This is a genomic window from Streptomyces sp. NPDC086554 (assembly GCF_040686095.1).
Classification (GTDB): Bacteria; Actinomycetota; Actinomycetes; order Streptomycetales; family Streptomycetaceae; genus Streptomyces.
The window spans coordinates 221,074-236,121 of record NZ_JBFBJK010000006.1 but is presented as its reverse complement, the minus strand read 5'-3'; the positions used below and the strand labels follow the sequence as shown (position 1 = coordinate 236,121).

Sequence of the window (15,048 nt, the reverse complement as noted above, 5' to 3'; positions counted from 1 at the left end):
TTGATGCCTACGCCTACCCGCTGACCGCCTCCGCGGCCACCGCATCCCCCCGCCTCGCCAGCGACGCCGAGTACCTGCGCAGCAGCAGGATCGCCGTAGTCGCGAGGCCCGTGAGGAGGCCGAGCCAGATGCCGATGGTGTCCAGGGCGAGCGGGTAGGCCAGGAGCCAGGCGGCGGGGAGTCCGACCGCCCAGTAGCCGATGAGTGTGATGCGGAAGCCGCTCTTGGTGTCGTCGAGGCCGCGCAGCAGCCCCACTCCGATGTTCTGCGCGCAGTCGAAGAACTGCAGGAACGCGGTCACGACGAGCAGATGCGTGGCGATCGTCAGCGCGCGGTCGGACCCCGAGTCCATGAACGGGGCCAGGATCAGGCGGGGCACGGTGAGATAGGCGATGCCGACGACCGTCATGACGGCCGCCGCGCACGCGAGCGCGGTGTTCTTGATGCGCCGCGCGTCGTCGACGCGGCCGAGGGCCAGTTCGCGGCTCACGTTGATCGACGCGGCGTGGGAGAGGCCGACGGCGACCTGGAAGACGATGTAGACGAGCTGGTTGACGGCGGTGTGCGCGGCGAGTGCGGCGGGCCCGAAGGATCCCGCCATCAGTGCGGTCAGGGAGAAGAATCCCGCTTCCGAGCCGTACGTCGCCGCGATCGGCACCCCGAGGCCGACAAGGCGCCTGACGGTGGCCGGGTCTGCCTTCATCACGCTCAGCGTGAGCAGCGGCGACAGTTCGCCGTCCCGCTTGGCCGATACGTACAAGGCGAGGAAGGAGAGCAGATAGACGGTGGATGTGGCGATGCCGATGCCGGTCAGGCCGAGCCGGGGCAGGCCCCAAGTGCCGTGTACGAGCACCCAGTTGAGGCCCGCGTTGACGGCGATGGACGCGACCGTGATCTGGAGCAGGGCCTGCGGTCGCCGCATGCCGACGGTGAACTGGCGGATGGCCTGGAACCACAGGCACGGAAGGAGTCCGGGAGCCAGCGCGAACAGCATGCTCTGGGCGCGGTCGACGACGTCCGCGTCCTGGCCGAGCAGGGGCAGGGCCTGGCCGATGAGGATCATCAGGACGGCCCCGGCGATGCCGGCGAGGGTGGCCACGGCGAGGCTGGCGCGGACGATCCCGCGGACCTCTTCGTGATCCCCGCCGCCCGCTGCCTCCTTTGTCCCCTTTGCCTTCTGCGGCCCCGATTTCCGTACGGATTCCGCCTGTTCGGCCCGGGCCGCCGCGGCCGCGATCTGGTTGCCGACGGAGGTGACAAGGCCGACACCCATGGTGCGCAGCTGGTTGAAGATGACGATCGCCAGGCCGCCCGCGGCCAGCTCCTGGGTGCCGAGGAGGCCCATCATCACCGTGTCGGTGGTGGTCAGGGCGACCTGTGCGAGCTGGGTGAGGACGAGCGGGACGGCCAGGGTGGCGAGCGCGCGGCTGTCGCGCAGGAGGGTGGTCGGCATCGGTGTCATCGGTTCCTGCGGAGTTTGCTGAGGAGCTCCTCGATCTCCCGCTCCGCTGCGGGATCGAGGAGGCCGCGGGCCTGCATCCAGGTGTCGTTGAAGACGGTGTCCAGGTATTTCTCGCCGCCGTCGTTGACGAGCGCGACCATAGTCGTGCCGGGCGGCAGGGCGGGCAGTCGGGTCAGCGCCTCATGGACGACACCGCCCGCGGAACCGCCGATGAGCAGTCCGGTGCGGGCGACGGCCCGGCAGGTGGCGAACGCCTCGATGTCGCCGACCTTCACGCCCTCGTCGATGAGGCCGAAGTCGACGAGGGCGCCTATCTCGGCGCCCTCGGGTGTGCCGGTGCCCGACTGGTAGTAGTCGTGGGCGGGGCCGCCGAACGCGATGGACCCCTTGGGTTCCACGCCGACGGTGGTGAAGTCGGTCATGAGCGTACGCAGTTCACGTGCCGTGCCGCAGAGGGCGCCGCCCGTGCCGACCGCGCCGACGAGCACGTCGATACGTCCGTCGAGGGCCTCGTGGAGTTCATGGGCGACGGGGAAGTATCCGACGCCGTTGCTGGGGTTGTTGTGCTGCTCGGTGAAGATGGTGTTGTCCTGGCCGCGCGCCATGTCCTCGGCGAGCTCCTCGCGGGCGGCGGTGGCGAGTTCATCGGTCCCATCGTCGACCACGTAGACGAGTTCGGTGCCCAGCGCCTTCATCCCGCGCAGTTTGTCGGCGCAGGCGTGGTGGTCGACGACGGCGGTGAAGGTGTAGCCGCGTTCGGCTGCGATGACGGCGAGGCCGAGCCCGGTGTTGCCCGATGTGGACTCGATGATCCGGCCGCCGGGGCGCAGTTCGCCGCGGGCCTCGGCGTCGGTGATCATCTGGCGGGCCATCCGGATCTTGGCGGTGCCGGTGGGGTTGAACATCTCCAGTTTGAGCAGCAGGCGGCTGCCGGTCTCGGTGGCGGCGAGTTCGAGGAGGGGGGTGTGGCCGATGAGGTCGGACACGCGGGAGACCACGGCGGGGCGCTGAAAGGATCCGGGCATCACAGCTCCAGGGGTGAGTCGGGTCGGGTCGGTCACGATCAGGCTCGGAGGAAGTGACGGTCGAACCGCCAGCGCGGACGCCCGCCTTGGCCCTCCGCTGGACGATCGACGCGGTCGATGACCACCTTCGGCGGCAGCGGCAATTCATGGAACGGCGACTCGTTGGAGTCCATCTGGTACCCGGCCGTATTCGGATACACGAGCAGATCCCCCACCCGAGGCCGCTGCCGGAACGGGACCTTCCGCCAGGTGAGCAGGTCCGACTCCAGACATGTCGCCGCGCCGACACTCGCGGGGAAGACCCCCGGGGAGTCGCCGGGCTCTGCGGAGTCGTCGGACTCTTCGGAGGACCGGGGCAGCAGACAAGGCTCCGGCAGATACTCGCTGTTGAACCACTGCTCCGACAGGCTCAGGCTGCTCCCGTCGACGGTCAGGATCCGATAGCCGTCACGTTCCTTGACCCCCTGGACCCGGAACACGCTCCCGCCCGCCCGGTCCAGAAGCGCACGCCCCGGCTCGACGAGGAGTGCGACGCCGCACTCCTTCAAAAGACCGGCGAGCGGCTGCCCGGCCCCTTGCGGCCGGGACGAAAGGAGGGCCGCGAGCGCCCCGGCCCCGGCGACCGGCGAGTGGTACGGGTAGAAGTCCGCGGAGCCGAACGACTTCCCCGCGTGATAGTGCCCACCGTGCTGCTCGGCGAGGAAGGCGCGCCACCTCTCGGCATCGGTGTAGCTGACCGGCAGGCCGCCGCCGACGCTGATCCGGCTCGCCTCAAGGCCGAGCGCGCGCGCCTTCAGGCACCGCTCGACGAGCCGAGCCGCCAGATCGGCGCGCGGCCCCACCTCGTATCCGGAGAGATGGAAGCTGAACCCCTCCATCCGTACGGCGTCGCCCGCCCCGACGCAGCGGTCGAGCGCGGCGGTCAGCTCGGCGTCGGTCATGCCGAAGCGGCTGTGTGGCTGCGTGGGCGGCAGACAGCGCAGCAGCAGCCGTGCCGGGCGTCTCGGGTGGGCCCCGGCGGGTGCGGTCGCCGTCGCGAGCAGTGCGTCGAGTTCGTCGAGTGCGTCTACGGCGATCAACGCGCCCTGCCGCACAGCGAGTTCGAGCAGGTCGGGCCCCTTGGCAGGACCAGTGACGACGACGTCCTCGCCGCGTACGCCGTGGCCAAGGGCCTCGCGCAGTTCACCGAGCGATGCGACGTCGACGCCCGCGCCGTGCGCCGCGCAGCGTTCGACCCACACGGCGGCCTTGTTGGACTTCTTCGCGAAGTACACGAAGCCGTCCACCCCGGCATCCTCCAAAGTCGCCTGCATCGACCGCAAGTTGGCGTCGAAGGCGTCCGGCAGGAGGAAGTGGAACGGGCCGCCGAGTGCGTACGAAAGTTCTTCGAGCAGCCCGCTCGCCAGGACCGTCTCGGTGGCGGGGTCGGGCAGGGCGGGCAGGCTCGGCCAGGTGGCCCCGCCCCCGGCGGATCGGTTCACTGCCACAGGGCCACCTCGGTGCCCAGGCCCTGGGCGATGGCGAGTTGGGCGAAACGGTGGCCGAGTGCGATGTCCGTGACGACCAGGCCGCTGTTGTACGCGAAGATCCGCTCATCGGCCGACCGGCGCCCGACGGTGGCGCCGGCCAGCACGGGCGGGAACTCCGTGTCCACCGGCGGGAGTTCGCCTTTCGCGTCGGCCATGTCGGTTCCGGTGACGTTCATCTGCGCCTCACTCGTGGCGATGAGGCGGTCGGCCTCGTGGAGCGTCGAGGGGGCGAGCCCGTGTCCGACCAGGACGCAGAGCGCGCCGCGCTTGAGCCAGTCGGCCTCGACCGCGGCGGAGGTGTGCCCGCCCGCCGTGGCGACGATGATGTCCGCGTCCGCGGCGGCGGCCCGCAGATCGGTCACGATCTCCAACTCCCGCTCCGGGAAGTGGGAGTTGAGCTCGGCACGGACGGCCGCGATGCCTTCGGGGTGGGTGCCGGACAGCATCAGGCGGTCGAGGTCGGGCAGCGCGGTGAGCAGGAACGGCAGGGCGAGCCTGCCCTGGGTCCCGGTGCCGATGACCAGCGCGCTGCGGGCGCCCGGTGCGGCGCACTCGCGGGCCAGGAGCGCGGAGACGGCCGGGGTGCGCAGGGAGCCGATGCGGGAGCAGTCCATCATCGCCACCGGAAGACCCGTGACATCGTCGTACAGCGTGAGCGAGGTGTAGTAGTGCTGCTCCTCGCGGCCCTTGTCCAGGCCGTGCTTGTACGAGGTCTTGATCGCGACGACGTCGCGGGAGCCGTCACGGCCGAGCATCGCGTAGGCGACCGAGTGCTCGTCCCGTGGTTTGACGGTCAGCTTGCGGGGGTTGTCGGAGCGTCCCGCGTGGAGGGTGCGGTAGGCGTCCTCGACGGTGGCGATGACGTCGGCGAGGGAGATGTCGATGCCGGCCAGGTCCGTGGTGGACAGGACGCGCAGGTGTTTGTCGGAGCCGCCGGCTGTCCGGTCGTCCGAGGAGCTCGTCTCGTCCGCGGGGCTCGTCGATATTCGGGTCATGGGGGTGTACCTCCGGTCCGTGGGCGGGAGTTCGGGCCGCATGCGCCGGGCATGGCCCGCATGCGCCGGGCAGGTCAGCGCACGTGTGCTTCGAGCGCGCTCTGCCCGTAGCCGTGCTCGGCGGCTTCGGCGGGCGGCCGTGTGCGCCGCCCGGGGACGCGTACGGAGGCGCGCTTGAGCCAGCGGTCGGTGCCGTCGTAGCGGGCCTGGAACGGCACCCGGCCGTGCACGACGAGGTCGTTGTCGACGACGAGGATCTCGCCGGGCTCGAGGCTCACCGCGACCGAGGCGCGGGCGAGTTCGGCCTCCAGGCGCCGGTAGGCGGCGCGGTAGGGCGCCACCGCACGCTCGACCGGGGTGTACGCCGGGTCGAAGCGCAGCGTCAGGCCGTCATCGGCCGCGAACAGGGCGGGCACAGCGGGCGGCGGCTGGTCGGCGTAACCCTGGGCAGTGGCGTACGCGTCGTCGGGGAGGATCGGCAGGACGGGGCGGGCGAGCAACTCAAGGTCTTGGTCGGAGAGTTGGACCTTGCGGACGCTGGCCGCGGTGGTGGCGACGCGGTCGTGGTTGCGTACGCAGCCGAGCATCAGGAGATGTGCACGGCCGGGATGGAAGGCGTCCTCGGTGTGGGGGCTGAGGAGCACCGCGCTGCTCGCGCCGGTCTGCTCGGCCTCGTGGCCGGGCGAGGGGACGATGTTGTGCACGAACCGGCCCTCCTGCTGGCCCTCCCAGGCAAGGGGGTTGCCCATCACGCAGGCGAGCAGCAGCAGGGTGATGTCGTGCACGGCCCCGCTGTCTCCGGCGTCGGCCCAGCTCGCGGGTGTCGGCCCGACGGCTTGGTCGTCGACGTCGAGGCCGCGCAGGACGAAGAGGCCGTCTGCGGTGTCCACGGGCCGGCAGTGGTGGAGCAGACGGGAGTCGAAACCGGTGGCGGCTTGCGCTATGCGCTTCAGAAGCCGGGGAGACGTGGCGGATGTGCCGAATTCGGCGAGTATCTTCTCGGCGGTTTCGCGGAGTTGGTGTGCGGAATGGGGGTCGAGCGTGCGGACAGGTGCGGCTGCCGGGCTCATGGCGAAGTAAGTCCGTTTCCGTTGGGTGGGGGGAATCGGTCCGTGTCACCGGTGACGCTTTGAACGCTAGCAGTAAACTAAGGTAAGGCAAACCTTAGTGATGGATCATGCCGGGGATCGGGCGGATTTCGCAACTAGGGGGCGCATGGGCGCACTTCACGGGGGGTGCGGGTTGCGGGGCCCGTCGTTCTTAGGGTAGGCAAACCTAAAGCCATCGTGATTGACCCCGAACCGGCTGTGAACCGGTCCGAACTGGAACGAGGACGTACGTGGACATCTCCAGGCGCCAAGTGCTGTGGGCCGGCGGGGCATTGAGTACAGCGGCTCTGCTCAGCGGGTGCTCGGGGGACGGTGAATCCTCGTCCGACGCGGCCAACGGTGGCGGCAAGCCCCGCAAGGGCGGCACGCTCCGGGTCGGCGCCCTGGGCCGGGCATCGGCCATCACCCGGGACCCGCACGGCACCCAGGCCAACGAGAGCGACTACCTCATCATCGCCCTCCTGTACGACACGCTCACCGCGCCCGGCGCCAAGGAGAACACCGCCCCGCGCCTGGCGGCCAGTTGGAAGTCCTCCGAGGACCTGAAGACCTGGCGCTTCACCCTCGCCAAGGGCGCCAAGTTCCACGACGGCACACCGGTCACCGCCGACGACGTCGTCTGGTCGCTGCGCCGCCTGCGCGGCACGCCGTCCGGCGCTTCGCGGCTGCCCGGCATCAAGGCCGAGAACATCAAGGCGGAGGGCGACGACACCGTCGTCCTCGTCTCCGACTACGCCAACGCCGAACTGCCCCTGCTCACGCGTCTGACGACCTTCGTGCTCAAGAAGGGCACCAAGGAGAAGGAGCTCGGGAAGGCGCCCGGCACCGGTCCTTTCAAGCTCGACTGGTTCCGCTCCGGCAACGCCCGCCTCGTACGCAATGCGGACTGGCACGGCGGCGAGGTGTTCCTCGACGCCATCGAGGTCAAGATCTTCGAGTCGCCGCAGGCGATGTCCAACGCCCTGATCGCCGGGCAGATCGACCTCGCCTCCAACGTCGGCTCGGTCGCCGCCCGTACGGCGAAGAAGCGCAAGGACATCCAGATCGTGCGCCGCCCCGACGACATGGCGATGCCCATCGTCATGCGCACCGCCGACGGCCCGTTCGCGGACCCGAAGGTGCGTGAGGCGCTGCGCCTCGCCGTGGACCGCAAGGCCATGGTCGACCAGGTCCTCTCCGGGTACGGGAGCGTCGGCAACGACATTCTCGGCACCGGCGACCCCGCGTACGACAAGAAGATCCCGCAGCGCGGCCGCGATCTCGCCAAGGCCAAGTCACTCCTGAAGGAAGCGGACTTCGACACCTCCAAGACGTACCGGCTGCTGACCACCGAGGACATCCCGGGCCTCGCCGAGTCCGCGACGCTCTTCGCCAGTCAGGTCCGCGAGGCCGGGGTGAAGGTGGAGGTGGTCAAGCAGGAGTCCGCGACGTTCTGGGACAAGACCTGGCTCAAGGGCGACCTCTACACCAGCTACTGGGGCACCAACGACTCGGTGATCTTCCTGGCGAGCAAGACGATGGTCTCCGAGTCCGGCCAGAACGAGGCGGGTTGGAAGAGCAAGGAGTTCGACGCGGCCTACCGCGAGGCCATCGGCGGCAAGGACGCGGCGGCGCGCGCCGATGCGCTCGGCGAACTCCAGAAGATCGAGCACGACGCGTCCGGCTATCTCCTGTGGGGCGTCGCCGAAGGCATCGACCTGGCCGCCGCGCCCGTGCACGGCCTGCCCGAACTGCCCGGCTACGGACGCGTGCAGCTCGAGTCGGCGTGGCTGGCCCGCTGAGCGGTACGGCGACGGCGTCCGGGGCCGGTCAAGGCGGCAAGGGCCCCGGACCGGGCCCCGGCTTCGGCTTCGGCTTCGGCTCCGGCGCCGCGAAGGCGCGCCGGGCCGGCCGGGCGGCGCTGTCCGGCGCCCTCCGGCTCGGCGTGCTGTTCGCCCGCCGCGCGCTGCTGCTCGCCGTACTGCTCGCCGTCGTCTTCGCCGCCATCGAACTGCTGCCGGGCGACGCCGCCAACGCGACGTCGGAGCGCGGCGAGACCGCCGCCGACCTGGAGCGGCGGCGCCACCTGCTCGGCCTCGACCAGCCGGTCCTCACGCGCTTCACGGACTGGATGACCGGCCTGCCGTCCGGTGACCTCGGCACGTCCGCCCGCGGCGAGTCCATCGCGGAGTTGCTGTCCCGGCCCTTCCCCAACACCCTGCTCCTGGGCGGTCTCGCGCTGCTCGTGACGCTCGCCGTCTCCGTCGGCCTCGGCTGCTGGGCGGCGCTCAAGCCCGGCGGCACCGCCGACCGGGCCGTCTCCGCCACGGCCACCGGGATCCTCGCGCTGCCCGAGTTCGTCGTCGCGGTGGCCCTCGTGCTCGTCTTCGCGCTGTGGACCGACTGGCTGCCCGCCGTCACGCTGACCGATGCCGACGGCTCGCCGGCCTCCTGGAAGATGCTGATCCTGCCCGTACTGGCCCTGGCCATCCCGCAGATCGGCTGGAACACCCGCATCGTGCGCGCCGCCCTCGCCGACGAGGCGAAGGCCCCGCACGTGGAGAGCGCCGTGATCGACGGCCTTCCGCGCCATCGGATCCTCACCCACCATCTGCTGCCCGGCGCGCTGCCGACCATCGCGGCGGGCATCGCCACCTCGACGGGCATGCTGCTCGGCGGCGCCGTCGTGGTGGAGACCATCTTCAACTACCCGGGCATCGGCTCGGTGCTGGCCGGCGCCGTCGCCGACCGGGACAGCCCGGTCGTCGCAGGGGTGGTCGCCGTCACCGGCGCCGTCATCACAGGAGTGCTCCTGCTCGCCGACCTGGTACGCGCCCGGGCCTCGGGAGGCCGCGTATGACCGCCCCGTCAGTCCTGCCGCAGACCGTGCGGCGCCGCCACGCCATGGACACTCCGGTTGCCGCGCGCGGCGCCGAGCCGGGCGGGGTTCGTGCCTGGGTCTTTGGAGGCCGCGTATGACCGCCCTGCAAGCCGCGCCGCAGGCCCTGCGGCGCCGACCCCGGCGGGGCCTCGTGCTGCGGGTCCTGCCCGCGCTCGTGCTCATCGCGGTCGCCGTCGCGGGGCCCTGGCTCGCCCCGCACGCCATCGACACCCCGGTCACCGCGCCCTACGCCGAACCGGGCGGCAAGGCCGTGCTCGGCGGCGACCAGCTGGGCCGCGACGTGCTCAGTCGGCTGCTCGCCGGAGGGCGCGAACTCATCGCCACATCGCTCCTCGTGGCCGCCCTGGTCACCGTGACGGCCGCGCTGCTCGGTGTGCTCGGCGCCCTGCGGCCGACCGTCGGCCGCGTCGTTGAGCGCGCCGCCGACGTGCTGATGCTGCTGCCCGCCGTGCTCGGCATCCTGCTCATCGCGCTGTCCTGGCCGGGTGGCGGCCGTTTCGCCGTGATCGCGGCCGCGGTCGTGATGGGGGTTCCCTATGCCGTACGTCTTGTCGCGGGCGCCGCGGCGCCGGTCGCGGCCGCCGGGTACATCGAGGCGGCGGCCGTTGGCGGGGAACGGCTGTGGCATCTCGTCGTACGCGAGGTCCTGCCCAATCTGCGCGCCACGCTGCTCGCTCTCTTCGGGCTGCGCTTCGTCGCCGCCGTCTACATCGTCGCCACCGCGGGGTTCCTCCAGGTCGGGCCCCAACCGCCCGCCGCCGACTGGGCGTTGATGATCCGGGAGAACTCGGGCGGCATCGTCCTCAACCCCTGGGCGGTCCTGGCCCCCAGCATCGCCATCGGCCTGCTCGCCATGAGCGTCAACCTGGCCGCGTCGGCGCTCGTCCCGCAGACGGGCCGGAAGGTAGGGACCGCCCTGTGAATCATTTGCCCGACTGGTATTCGGAGGGTCAAGTTCCCGCCTCCGACGTGGCGGTGAGCGTCACGGGTCTGACCGTCGCCGCCGCCGACGGTCGTCTTCTGCTCGACGGCGGCAGCCTGGAGGTGCGCCCCGGCCGCGTCACCGCGCTCGTCGGCCCCTCCGGCTGTGGCAAGACCACCCTCCTGCGGGCCGTTGCCGGAGCTCTGCCGCCGGGGTCTTGGCGTACGGAAGGTCAAGTCGAGGTGCTCGGCCAGGATGTTCTGACGCTGGGCGCCGCCGAGCTGCGCTCCCTGCGCAGGCGCCGGCTCGCCTACCTCGGCCAGGACCCCGGCACCGGCCTCAACCCCCGGATGAAGGTGCGCGGCCTGCTCGCCGAAGTGGCGGTCGACCGGAGCCCCGCGGCCCTCTCCGCCCTGCTCTCCGAGGTCCAACTCCCCACGGATCAGGGGATATTGGGCCGTCGCTCCGGCGAACTCTCCGGCGGTCAGCAGCGCCGCGTGGCTTTGGCCAGGGCCCTCGCCCGCCGCCCCGCCGTGCTGCTCCTCGACGAGCCGACCGCGGGGCTCGACCCCGCCCTGCGCGACGAGATCGCCGAACTCCTGCGGCACCTGGCGGGCCACCACCAGCTCGCCGTCGCGCTGTCCTGCCATGACACGGACCTGGTCGCCCGGCTCGCCGACGATGTCGTGGACCTCTCCCGGGGCAGGGCAGCGGCTCTGCCCGCACCGCGCGCGACGCGGCGTGCGCTGCCCGACGGCCCCCCGACCCTCTCCGTCTCCGGCCTGCACGCGGCCTTCGCGTGCCGTGGCCGCCGCGTCCCCGTCCTGCACGGCGTCGACCTCGTCGTTGCCCCCGGATCGAGCACGGGCATCGTCGGGGCGTCGGGCTCCGGTAAGACGACCCTGGTCCGCGCGGTCGTCGGCCTGCACCGGCCCACCGACGGCACGGTCACCCTCGACGGCGTACGCCTGGCCCCCGCAGCCCAGCGCCGCACCCGCGAACAGCGCCGCCGCCTCCAACTGGTCCCGCAGGACCCCCTGGGCACCCTCAACCCGAGCCGTACGGTGGGTCAGACGCTGGGTCGCCCACTGCGCCTGCACCGGCGGGCGGGACGCGCCGATGCCCCGTCCCGTGTCCTCGAACTCCTCGAACAGGTCGGGCTCCCCGCGAACTTCGCGGATCGGTACCCACATGAACTCTCCGGCGGGCAGCGCCAACGCGCCTCCATCGCAAGGGCGTTGGCGGCCGACCCGGACGTACTCGTCTGCGACGAGGTGACCTCCGCCCTGGACGACGGGACCGCCGCCGCGATCATGGACCTCCTCGAGGAGCTGCGGGACGGCCGGGGGCTCGCCCTGGTCCTCATCAGCCACGACCTCCGCCTCATCGCGAGCCGCACCGACTCCCTCCTGGTCCTCTCAGAGGGCGATGCGGTCGAATCGGGCACGACCCGCGATCTCTTCGCCTCCCCGTCCCACCCGGTCACCGCCTCGCTGGTGGCGGCGGCGGGGGCCGTGGCGGGTCCGGAGCTGCCCGTCTGATCCGTCCTCTGATCCGTCCCAACCTGTTCTGACGTCCGCCTTCACCCACTCCCAGGTCCATTCTGAAGCGAGCGTTTCAGAATGTGCTAGCGTCTCGATCGCCAGTTATGGAGCGAGTGCTCCAGAAGTCGTGCGCGAGAAGGATGGGGCCGCGATGCCGCCTGCGGTGTACATAGTCGCTCTGGGGATCTTCACCCAGGGGACCTCGGAGTTCATGCTGTCCGGGCTGCTTCCGGGCATGGCCGCCGACCTGGGGGTGTCGATCCCCGAGGCCGGACTGCTGATCTCCGCCTTCGCGATCGGCATGGTCGTCGGCGCTCCGCTGCTCGCGGTGGCCACCCTGAGCTGGCCTCGACGGACGGCGCTCGTGTCGCTGCAGGTGGCCTTCGTCGTGGCCCATGTGATCGGCGCGCTCGCGCCCGGCTACGGGGTTCTGTTCGTCACGCGGGTGGTCAGCGCCCTTGCGTACGCCGGGTATTGGGGTGTGGCCGTGGCCACCGCGGTGGCGCTCGTCCCGGCGGCGGCCAAGGGGCGTGCGGTCGCCGTCGTGGCGGGCGGTCTTACCCTGGCCACGGTCGTCGGCGTACCCGCAGGCACCCTGCTGAGCCAGCACTCCAGCTGGCGCGCCGCGTTCTGGGCGGTGGCCGCGGCCACGCTGGTGAGCCTGGTGTGCACGCTGCTCGTCGTACCCGGCGGGCGGGGCGAGCAGCCGCGTACGTCGGTGAAGGCCGAGCTGCGGGGCATGGCACGTCCCCAGCTCTGGCTCTCGTACGCCATCACGGCCTTCGCCTTCGGCGCGGTCATCGTCACCTTCAGCTATCTGGCGTCCCTGCTGACCGAGGTGAGCGGGGTACCCGAAGGCTGGGTGCCCGCGGTCCTCGCGCTGTTCGGCGTCGGCGGCATGGCGGGCCTCTTCATCGGCGGCCGAACCGCCGAAGCCCGCCCGCTCGCCACCCTCGGCCTGGGTCTCGGCGCGCTCGCGCTGTTCTCCGCGCTGCTCGCGCTGACGGCCGGGTCCGCCGTCGTGGTCATCGCCCTGGTGTTTCTGCTCGGCGTGGCCGGATACGTGACCAATCCCGCCCTGCAGTCCCGGGTGTTCACCCTCGCGCCCGCCGCCCCGACGCTGGTCGGCGCCACCAACACGGCCGCGTTCAACGTCGGCAACACCCTGGCCCCGCTCCTCGGCGGCCTGACCATCGACGCCGGGCTCGGCTACGCATCCGTGGCCTGGGTCGGCGCCGCGCTCGCCGCCGCGGGGGCCGGGGCGGTGCTGTGGGCGGCGCGGCTTCAGCGGGGCGTATGCGAGACCCCGGTGAGACGGACCAGCGAAGCAGCCGTATGAGAGACACGAGAGAAGAGAGAAGCGACATGCAGCACGACACCTCCACGACCCGCACCCGCATCACCGCCGACCGCGACTGGTATGAGTCCGCCGGAATCTCGCTCGGCATCCGCGTCGGAGACCTCGTCTTCACCTCGGGACAGGCGCCGGTCGACGCGGACGGGGCGACGGTCGGTGCCGGGGACTTCGAGGCCCAGGCACGGCAGGCGCTCGCCAATGTGGCGACCGTCCTCACCAACGCCGGGTCCGGCCTGGACAAGGCGGTGAAGCTCACGGTCTTCGTCACCGACATCGCCCACCAGGACGTCTTCGCCGCTCTCCGGGCGCGGTTCTACGTACCGCCGTTCCCCGCGGAGTCGTTCGTCCAGGTCGCCGCGCTCGCCGACCCCGCATGGCTGATCGAGATCGAGGCGGTGGGCGCGGTCGGGTAGCCCTGTTCTGTACGCATGTTCCAAAACCCGTAGTGTGGAGGCATGGCCAGGCCACGAGAGTTCGACGAGGACCGCGTCGTCACCGCCGCCATGGAGACGTTCTGGCGCCACGGTTACGAGGGCACATCGACGCGCGCGCTGTGCGACAGCACGGGCCTCGGCCCTTCCAGCCTCTACAACACCTTCGGCGGCAAGCGGCAGCTCTATCTGCGCGCGCTCCGGTGCTACTACGAGACGAGCACCGCCGAGCAGATCGAGATCCTGCGGGGTGCTGGTCCTGCCAAGGAGCGGCTGCGGGACATGATGATCCACGCCGTCGACGCCGATCTCGACGAGGCGGACGGGCGCGGGTGCTTCGCGATCAACGCGGCCGTCGAGATCGGCGGGCTCGACCCGGAGGTCAAGGACGCGGTGCGGCGCTCCTTCGACCGCGTGGAGGAGGAGCTGCGTACGGTCGTGGAGACGGGGCGGCGCAGCGGCGAGCTCCGGTCCACCGGTGACGCGCTGACCGTCGCCCGTCGGGTGCAGAGCACGTACTACGGGCTGCGCGTCCTCGCCCGCGTCCAGGACGACCGGCAGGCGCTGCTCGACACGGTGGAGAGCGCGCTCGCCGAACTCTGAGCGGCCCGCAACGCCGTACTGCCGTACTCCCGCAGCCACTCTCGGCATGTCGGGGCGCCTGCGTTCGTCGTTCCCGCGCGGCGGCAGCTCTGTTCACCCGAAGGCTACCCAGAAGTAACTGCGGCTGATTGGATGACGGGCGCCACAGCAACCCCCCACCACTCACAGGAGATTCCGTGCCGCACCCAGCGCTGCGCAGGACTCAGGCCGCCGCGATCACGACCGTGCTCGCCGCCGCGACACTCGCCGCCGTCGCCCCGTCCGCGACCGCCGCCCCCGCTGCCCCGGCCGCCACTCCCGAGCTGAAGGTGCTTTCGTACAACGCCTTCCTCTTCAGTAAGACGCTCTACCCCAACTGGGGCCAGGACCACCGGGCCAAGGCGATCCCGGCCGCGGACTTCTTCAAGGGCCAGGACGTCGTCGTACTCCAGGAGGCCTTCGACAATTCCTCCTCCGACGCGCTGAAGTCGAACGCCGCGGCCCAATACCCGCACCAGACCCCGGTGATGGGCCGGAGCAAGGACGGCTGGGACGCCACCGGCGGCGCCTACTCCTCGGTGACCCCGGAGGACGGCGGGGTGACGATCCTGAGCAAGTGGCCGATCGTGCGCAAGGAGCAGTACGTCTACAAGGACGCCTGCGGCGCCGACTCGTACTCCAACAAGGGCTTCGTCTATGCCCAGTTGGACGTCAACGGCACGAAGGTGCACGTCGTGGGCACGCACGCGCAGTCCACCGACCCGGGCTGCGGCTCCGGCGAGGCCGCGGCGACCCGCTCGCTGCAGTTCAAGGAGATGGACGCCTTCCTGGACGGCAAGAACATCCCGGCGGACGAACAGGTCGTCGTGGCGGGCGACTTCAACGTCGACTCGCACAGCGACGAGTACGCCTCGATGCTCGCCGACGGCGGCTTCGCGCCGGCCGACGGCCGCACCGGCCACCCGTACTCCTTCGACACCCAGGACAACTCGATCGCCGCCGAGCGCTACCCGGACGACCCGCGCGAGGACCTCGACTACATCCTGCACCGCAAGGGCAACGCCCGCCCCGCCACCTGGCACAACGAGGTGATCAAGGAGCAGAGCGCCCCCTGGACGGTCTCCAGCTGGGGCAAGGAGTACACGTACACCAACCTGTCCGACCACTACCCGGTGATCGGCTCCTAGCCACCCAATGGGTCCGGCCCGTCC

Annotated in this window: 14 protein-coding genes; 9 read left to right on the top strand and 5 right to left on the bottom strand. The window is 71.1% G+C overall.

The genetic code is table 11. The features are described from left to right. Nucleotides 1–13: 13 nt before the first annotated feature. The 5 genes from AB0O76_RS12525 to AB0O76_RS12505 form a co-directional block, all read right to left on the bottom strand. Nucleotides 14–1,453 carry an MATE family efflux transporter gene (locus AB0O76_RS12525; RefSeq protein ID WP_365488633.1) on the bottom strand — a complete coding sequence of 480 codons (1,440 nt, stop codon included), beginning with the start codon at nt 1,451–1,453 and terminating at the stop codon, nt 14–16. A gap of 5 nt (nt 1,454–1,458) precedes the next feature. Continuing rightward, entirely contained in the window at nt 1,459–2,487 is a 1,029-nt protein-coding gene (locus tag AB0O76_RS12520; RefSeq protein ID WP_365488630.1) for a cysteine synthase family protein, read from the bottom strand. 38 nt (nt 2,488–2,525) lie between these two features. Next, the gene (locus tag AB0O76_RS12515; protein WP_365488627.1) at nt 2,526–3,974 is read right to left on the bottom strand and encodes a Y4yA family PLP-dependent enzyme; all 1,449 of its coding nucleotides are present in this window, start codon (nt 3,972–3,974) and stop codon (nt 2,526–2,528) included. After that, on the bottom strand, nt 3,965–5,011 hold the full coding sequence (locus tag AB0O76_RS12510) for an ornithine cyclodeaminase family protein (RefSeq protein WP_365488624.1): 1,047 nt from the start codon (nt 5,009–5,011) through the stop codon (nt 3,965–3,967). The genes AB0O76_RS12515 and AB0O76_RS12510 overlap by 10 nt, the downstream gene beginning before the upstream one ends. Nucleotides 5,012–5,085: 74 nt before the next feature. After that, the gene (locus tag AB0O76_RS12505) at nt 5,086–6,081 is read right to left on the bottom strand and encodes a TauD/TfdA family dioxygenase (protein WP_365488621.1); all 996 of its coding nucleotides are present in this window, start codon (nt 6,079–6,081) and stop codon (nt 5,086–5,088) included. Nucleotides 6,082–6,350: 269 nt separating this feature from the next. On the opposite strand from AB0O76_RS12505, the gene AB0O76_RS12500 reads away from it, so the two are divergent. The 9 genes from AB0O76_RS12500 (at nt 6,351) to sph (ending at nt 15,024) form a co-directional block, all read left to right on the top strand. Beyond that, nucleotides 6,351–7,901 (top strand): ABC transporter substrate-binding protein, encoded by a 1,551-nt coding sequence (locus tag AB0O76_RS12500; RefSeq protein ID WP_365488618.1) that lies wholly within the window; start codon nt 6,351–6,353, stop codon nt 7,899–7,901. Nucleotides 7,902–8,020: 119 nt separating this feature from the next. Then, nucleotides 8,021–8,959 (top strand): ABC transporter permease, encoded by a 939-nt coding sequence (locus AB0O76_RS12495; protein WP_365488955.1) that lies wholly within the window; start codon nt 8,021–8,023, stop codon nt 8,957–8,959. Beyond that, nucleotides 8,956–9,078 (top strand): hypothetical protein, encoded by a 123-nt coding sequence (locus tag AB0O76_RS12490; protein ID WP_365488615.1) that lies wholly within the window; start codon nt 8,956–8,958, stop codon nt 9,076–9,078. The genes AB0O76_RS12495 and AB0O76_RS12490 overlap by 4 nt, the downstream gene beginning before the upstream one ends. Further along, nucleotides 9,075–9,923, top strand: a complete 849-nt coding sequence (locus AB0O76_RS12485; RefSeq protein WP_365488612.1) for an ABC transporter permease subunit — start codon at nt 9,075–9,077, stop codon at nt 9,921–9,923. Before AB0O76_RS12490 ends, AB0O76_RS12485 begins: the two co-directional genes overlap by 4 nt. Beyond that, nucleotides 9,920–11,464 carry an ATP-binding cassette domain-containing protein gene (locus tag AB0O76_RS12480; RefSeq protein WP_365488609.1) on the top strand — a complete coding sequence of 515 codons (1,545 nt, stop codon included), beginning with the start codon at nt 9,920–9,922 and terminating at the stop codon, nt 11,462–11,464. Before AB0O76_RS12485 ends, AB0O76_RS12480 begins: the two co-directional genes overlap by 4 nt. A gap of 154 nt (nt 11,465–11,618) precedes the next feature. Further along, the gene (locus AB0O76_RS12475) at nt 11,619–12,806 is read left to right on the top strand and encodes a Cmx/CmrA family chloramphenicol efflux MFS transporter (RefSeq protein WP_365488606.1); all 1,188 of its coding nucleotides are present in this window, start codon (nt 11,619–11,621) and stop codon (nt 12,804–12,806) included. A gap of 26 nt (nt 12,807–12,832) precedes the next feature. Further along, a complete protein-coding gene (locus AB0O76_RS12470; protein ID WP_365488603.1) occupies nt 12,833–13,237 on the top strand; it encodes a RidA family protein in 405 nt (134 codons plus the stop codon). Between the two features lie 42 nt (nt 13,238–13,279). Next, nucleotides 13,280–13,858 carry a TetR/AcrR family transcriptional regulator gene (locus AB0O76_RS12465; RefSeq protein ID WP_365488600.1) on the top strand — a complete coding sequence of 193 codons (579 nt, stop codon included), beginning with the start codon at nt 13,280–13,282 and terminating at the stop codon, nt 13,856–13,858. A 176-nt stretch (nt 13,859–14,034) separates the two neighbouring features. Beyond that, complete coding sequence (sph, locus tag AB0O76_RS12460; RefSeq protein ID WP_365488597.1) at nt 14,035–15,024, top strand: sphingomyelin phosphodiesterase; 990 nt, start codon at nt 14,035–14,037, stop codon at nt 15,022–15,024. Nucleotides 15,025–15,048: the final 24 nt, after the last annotated feature.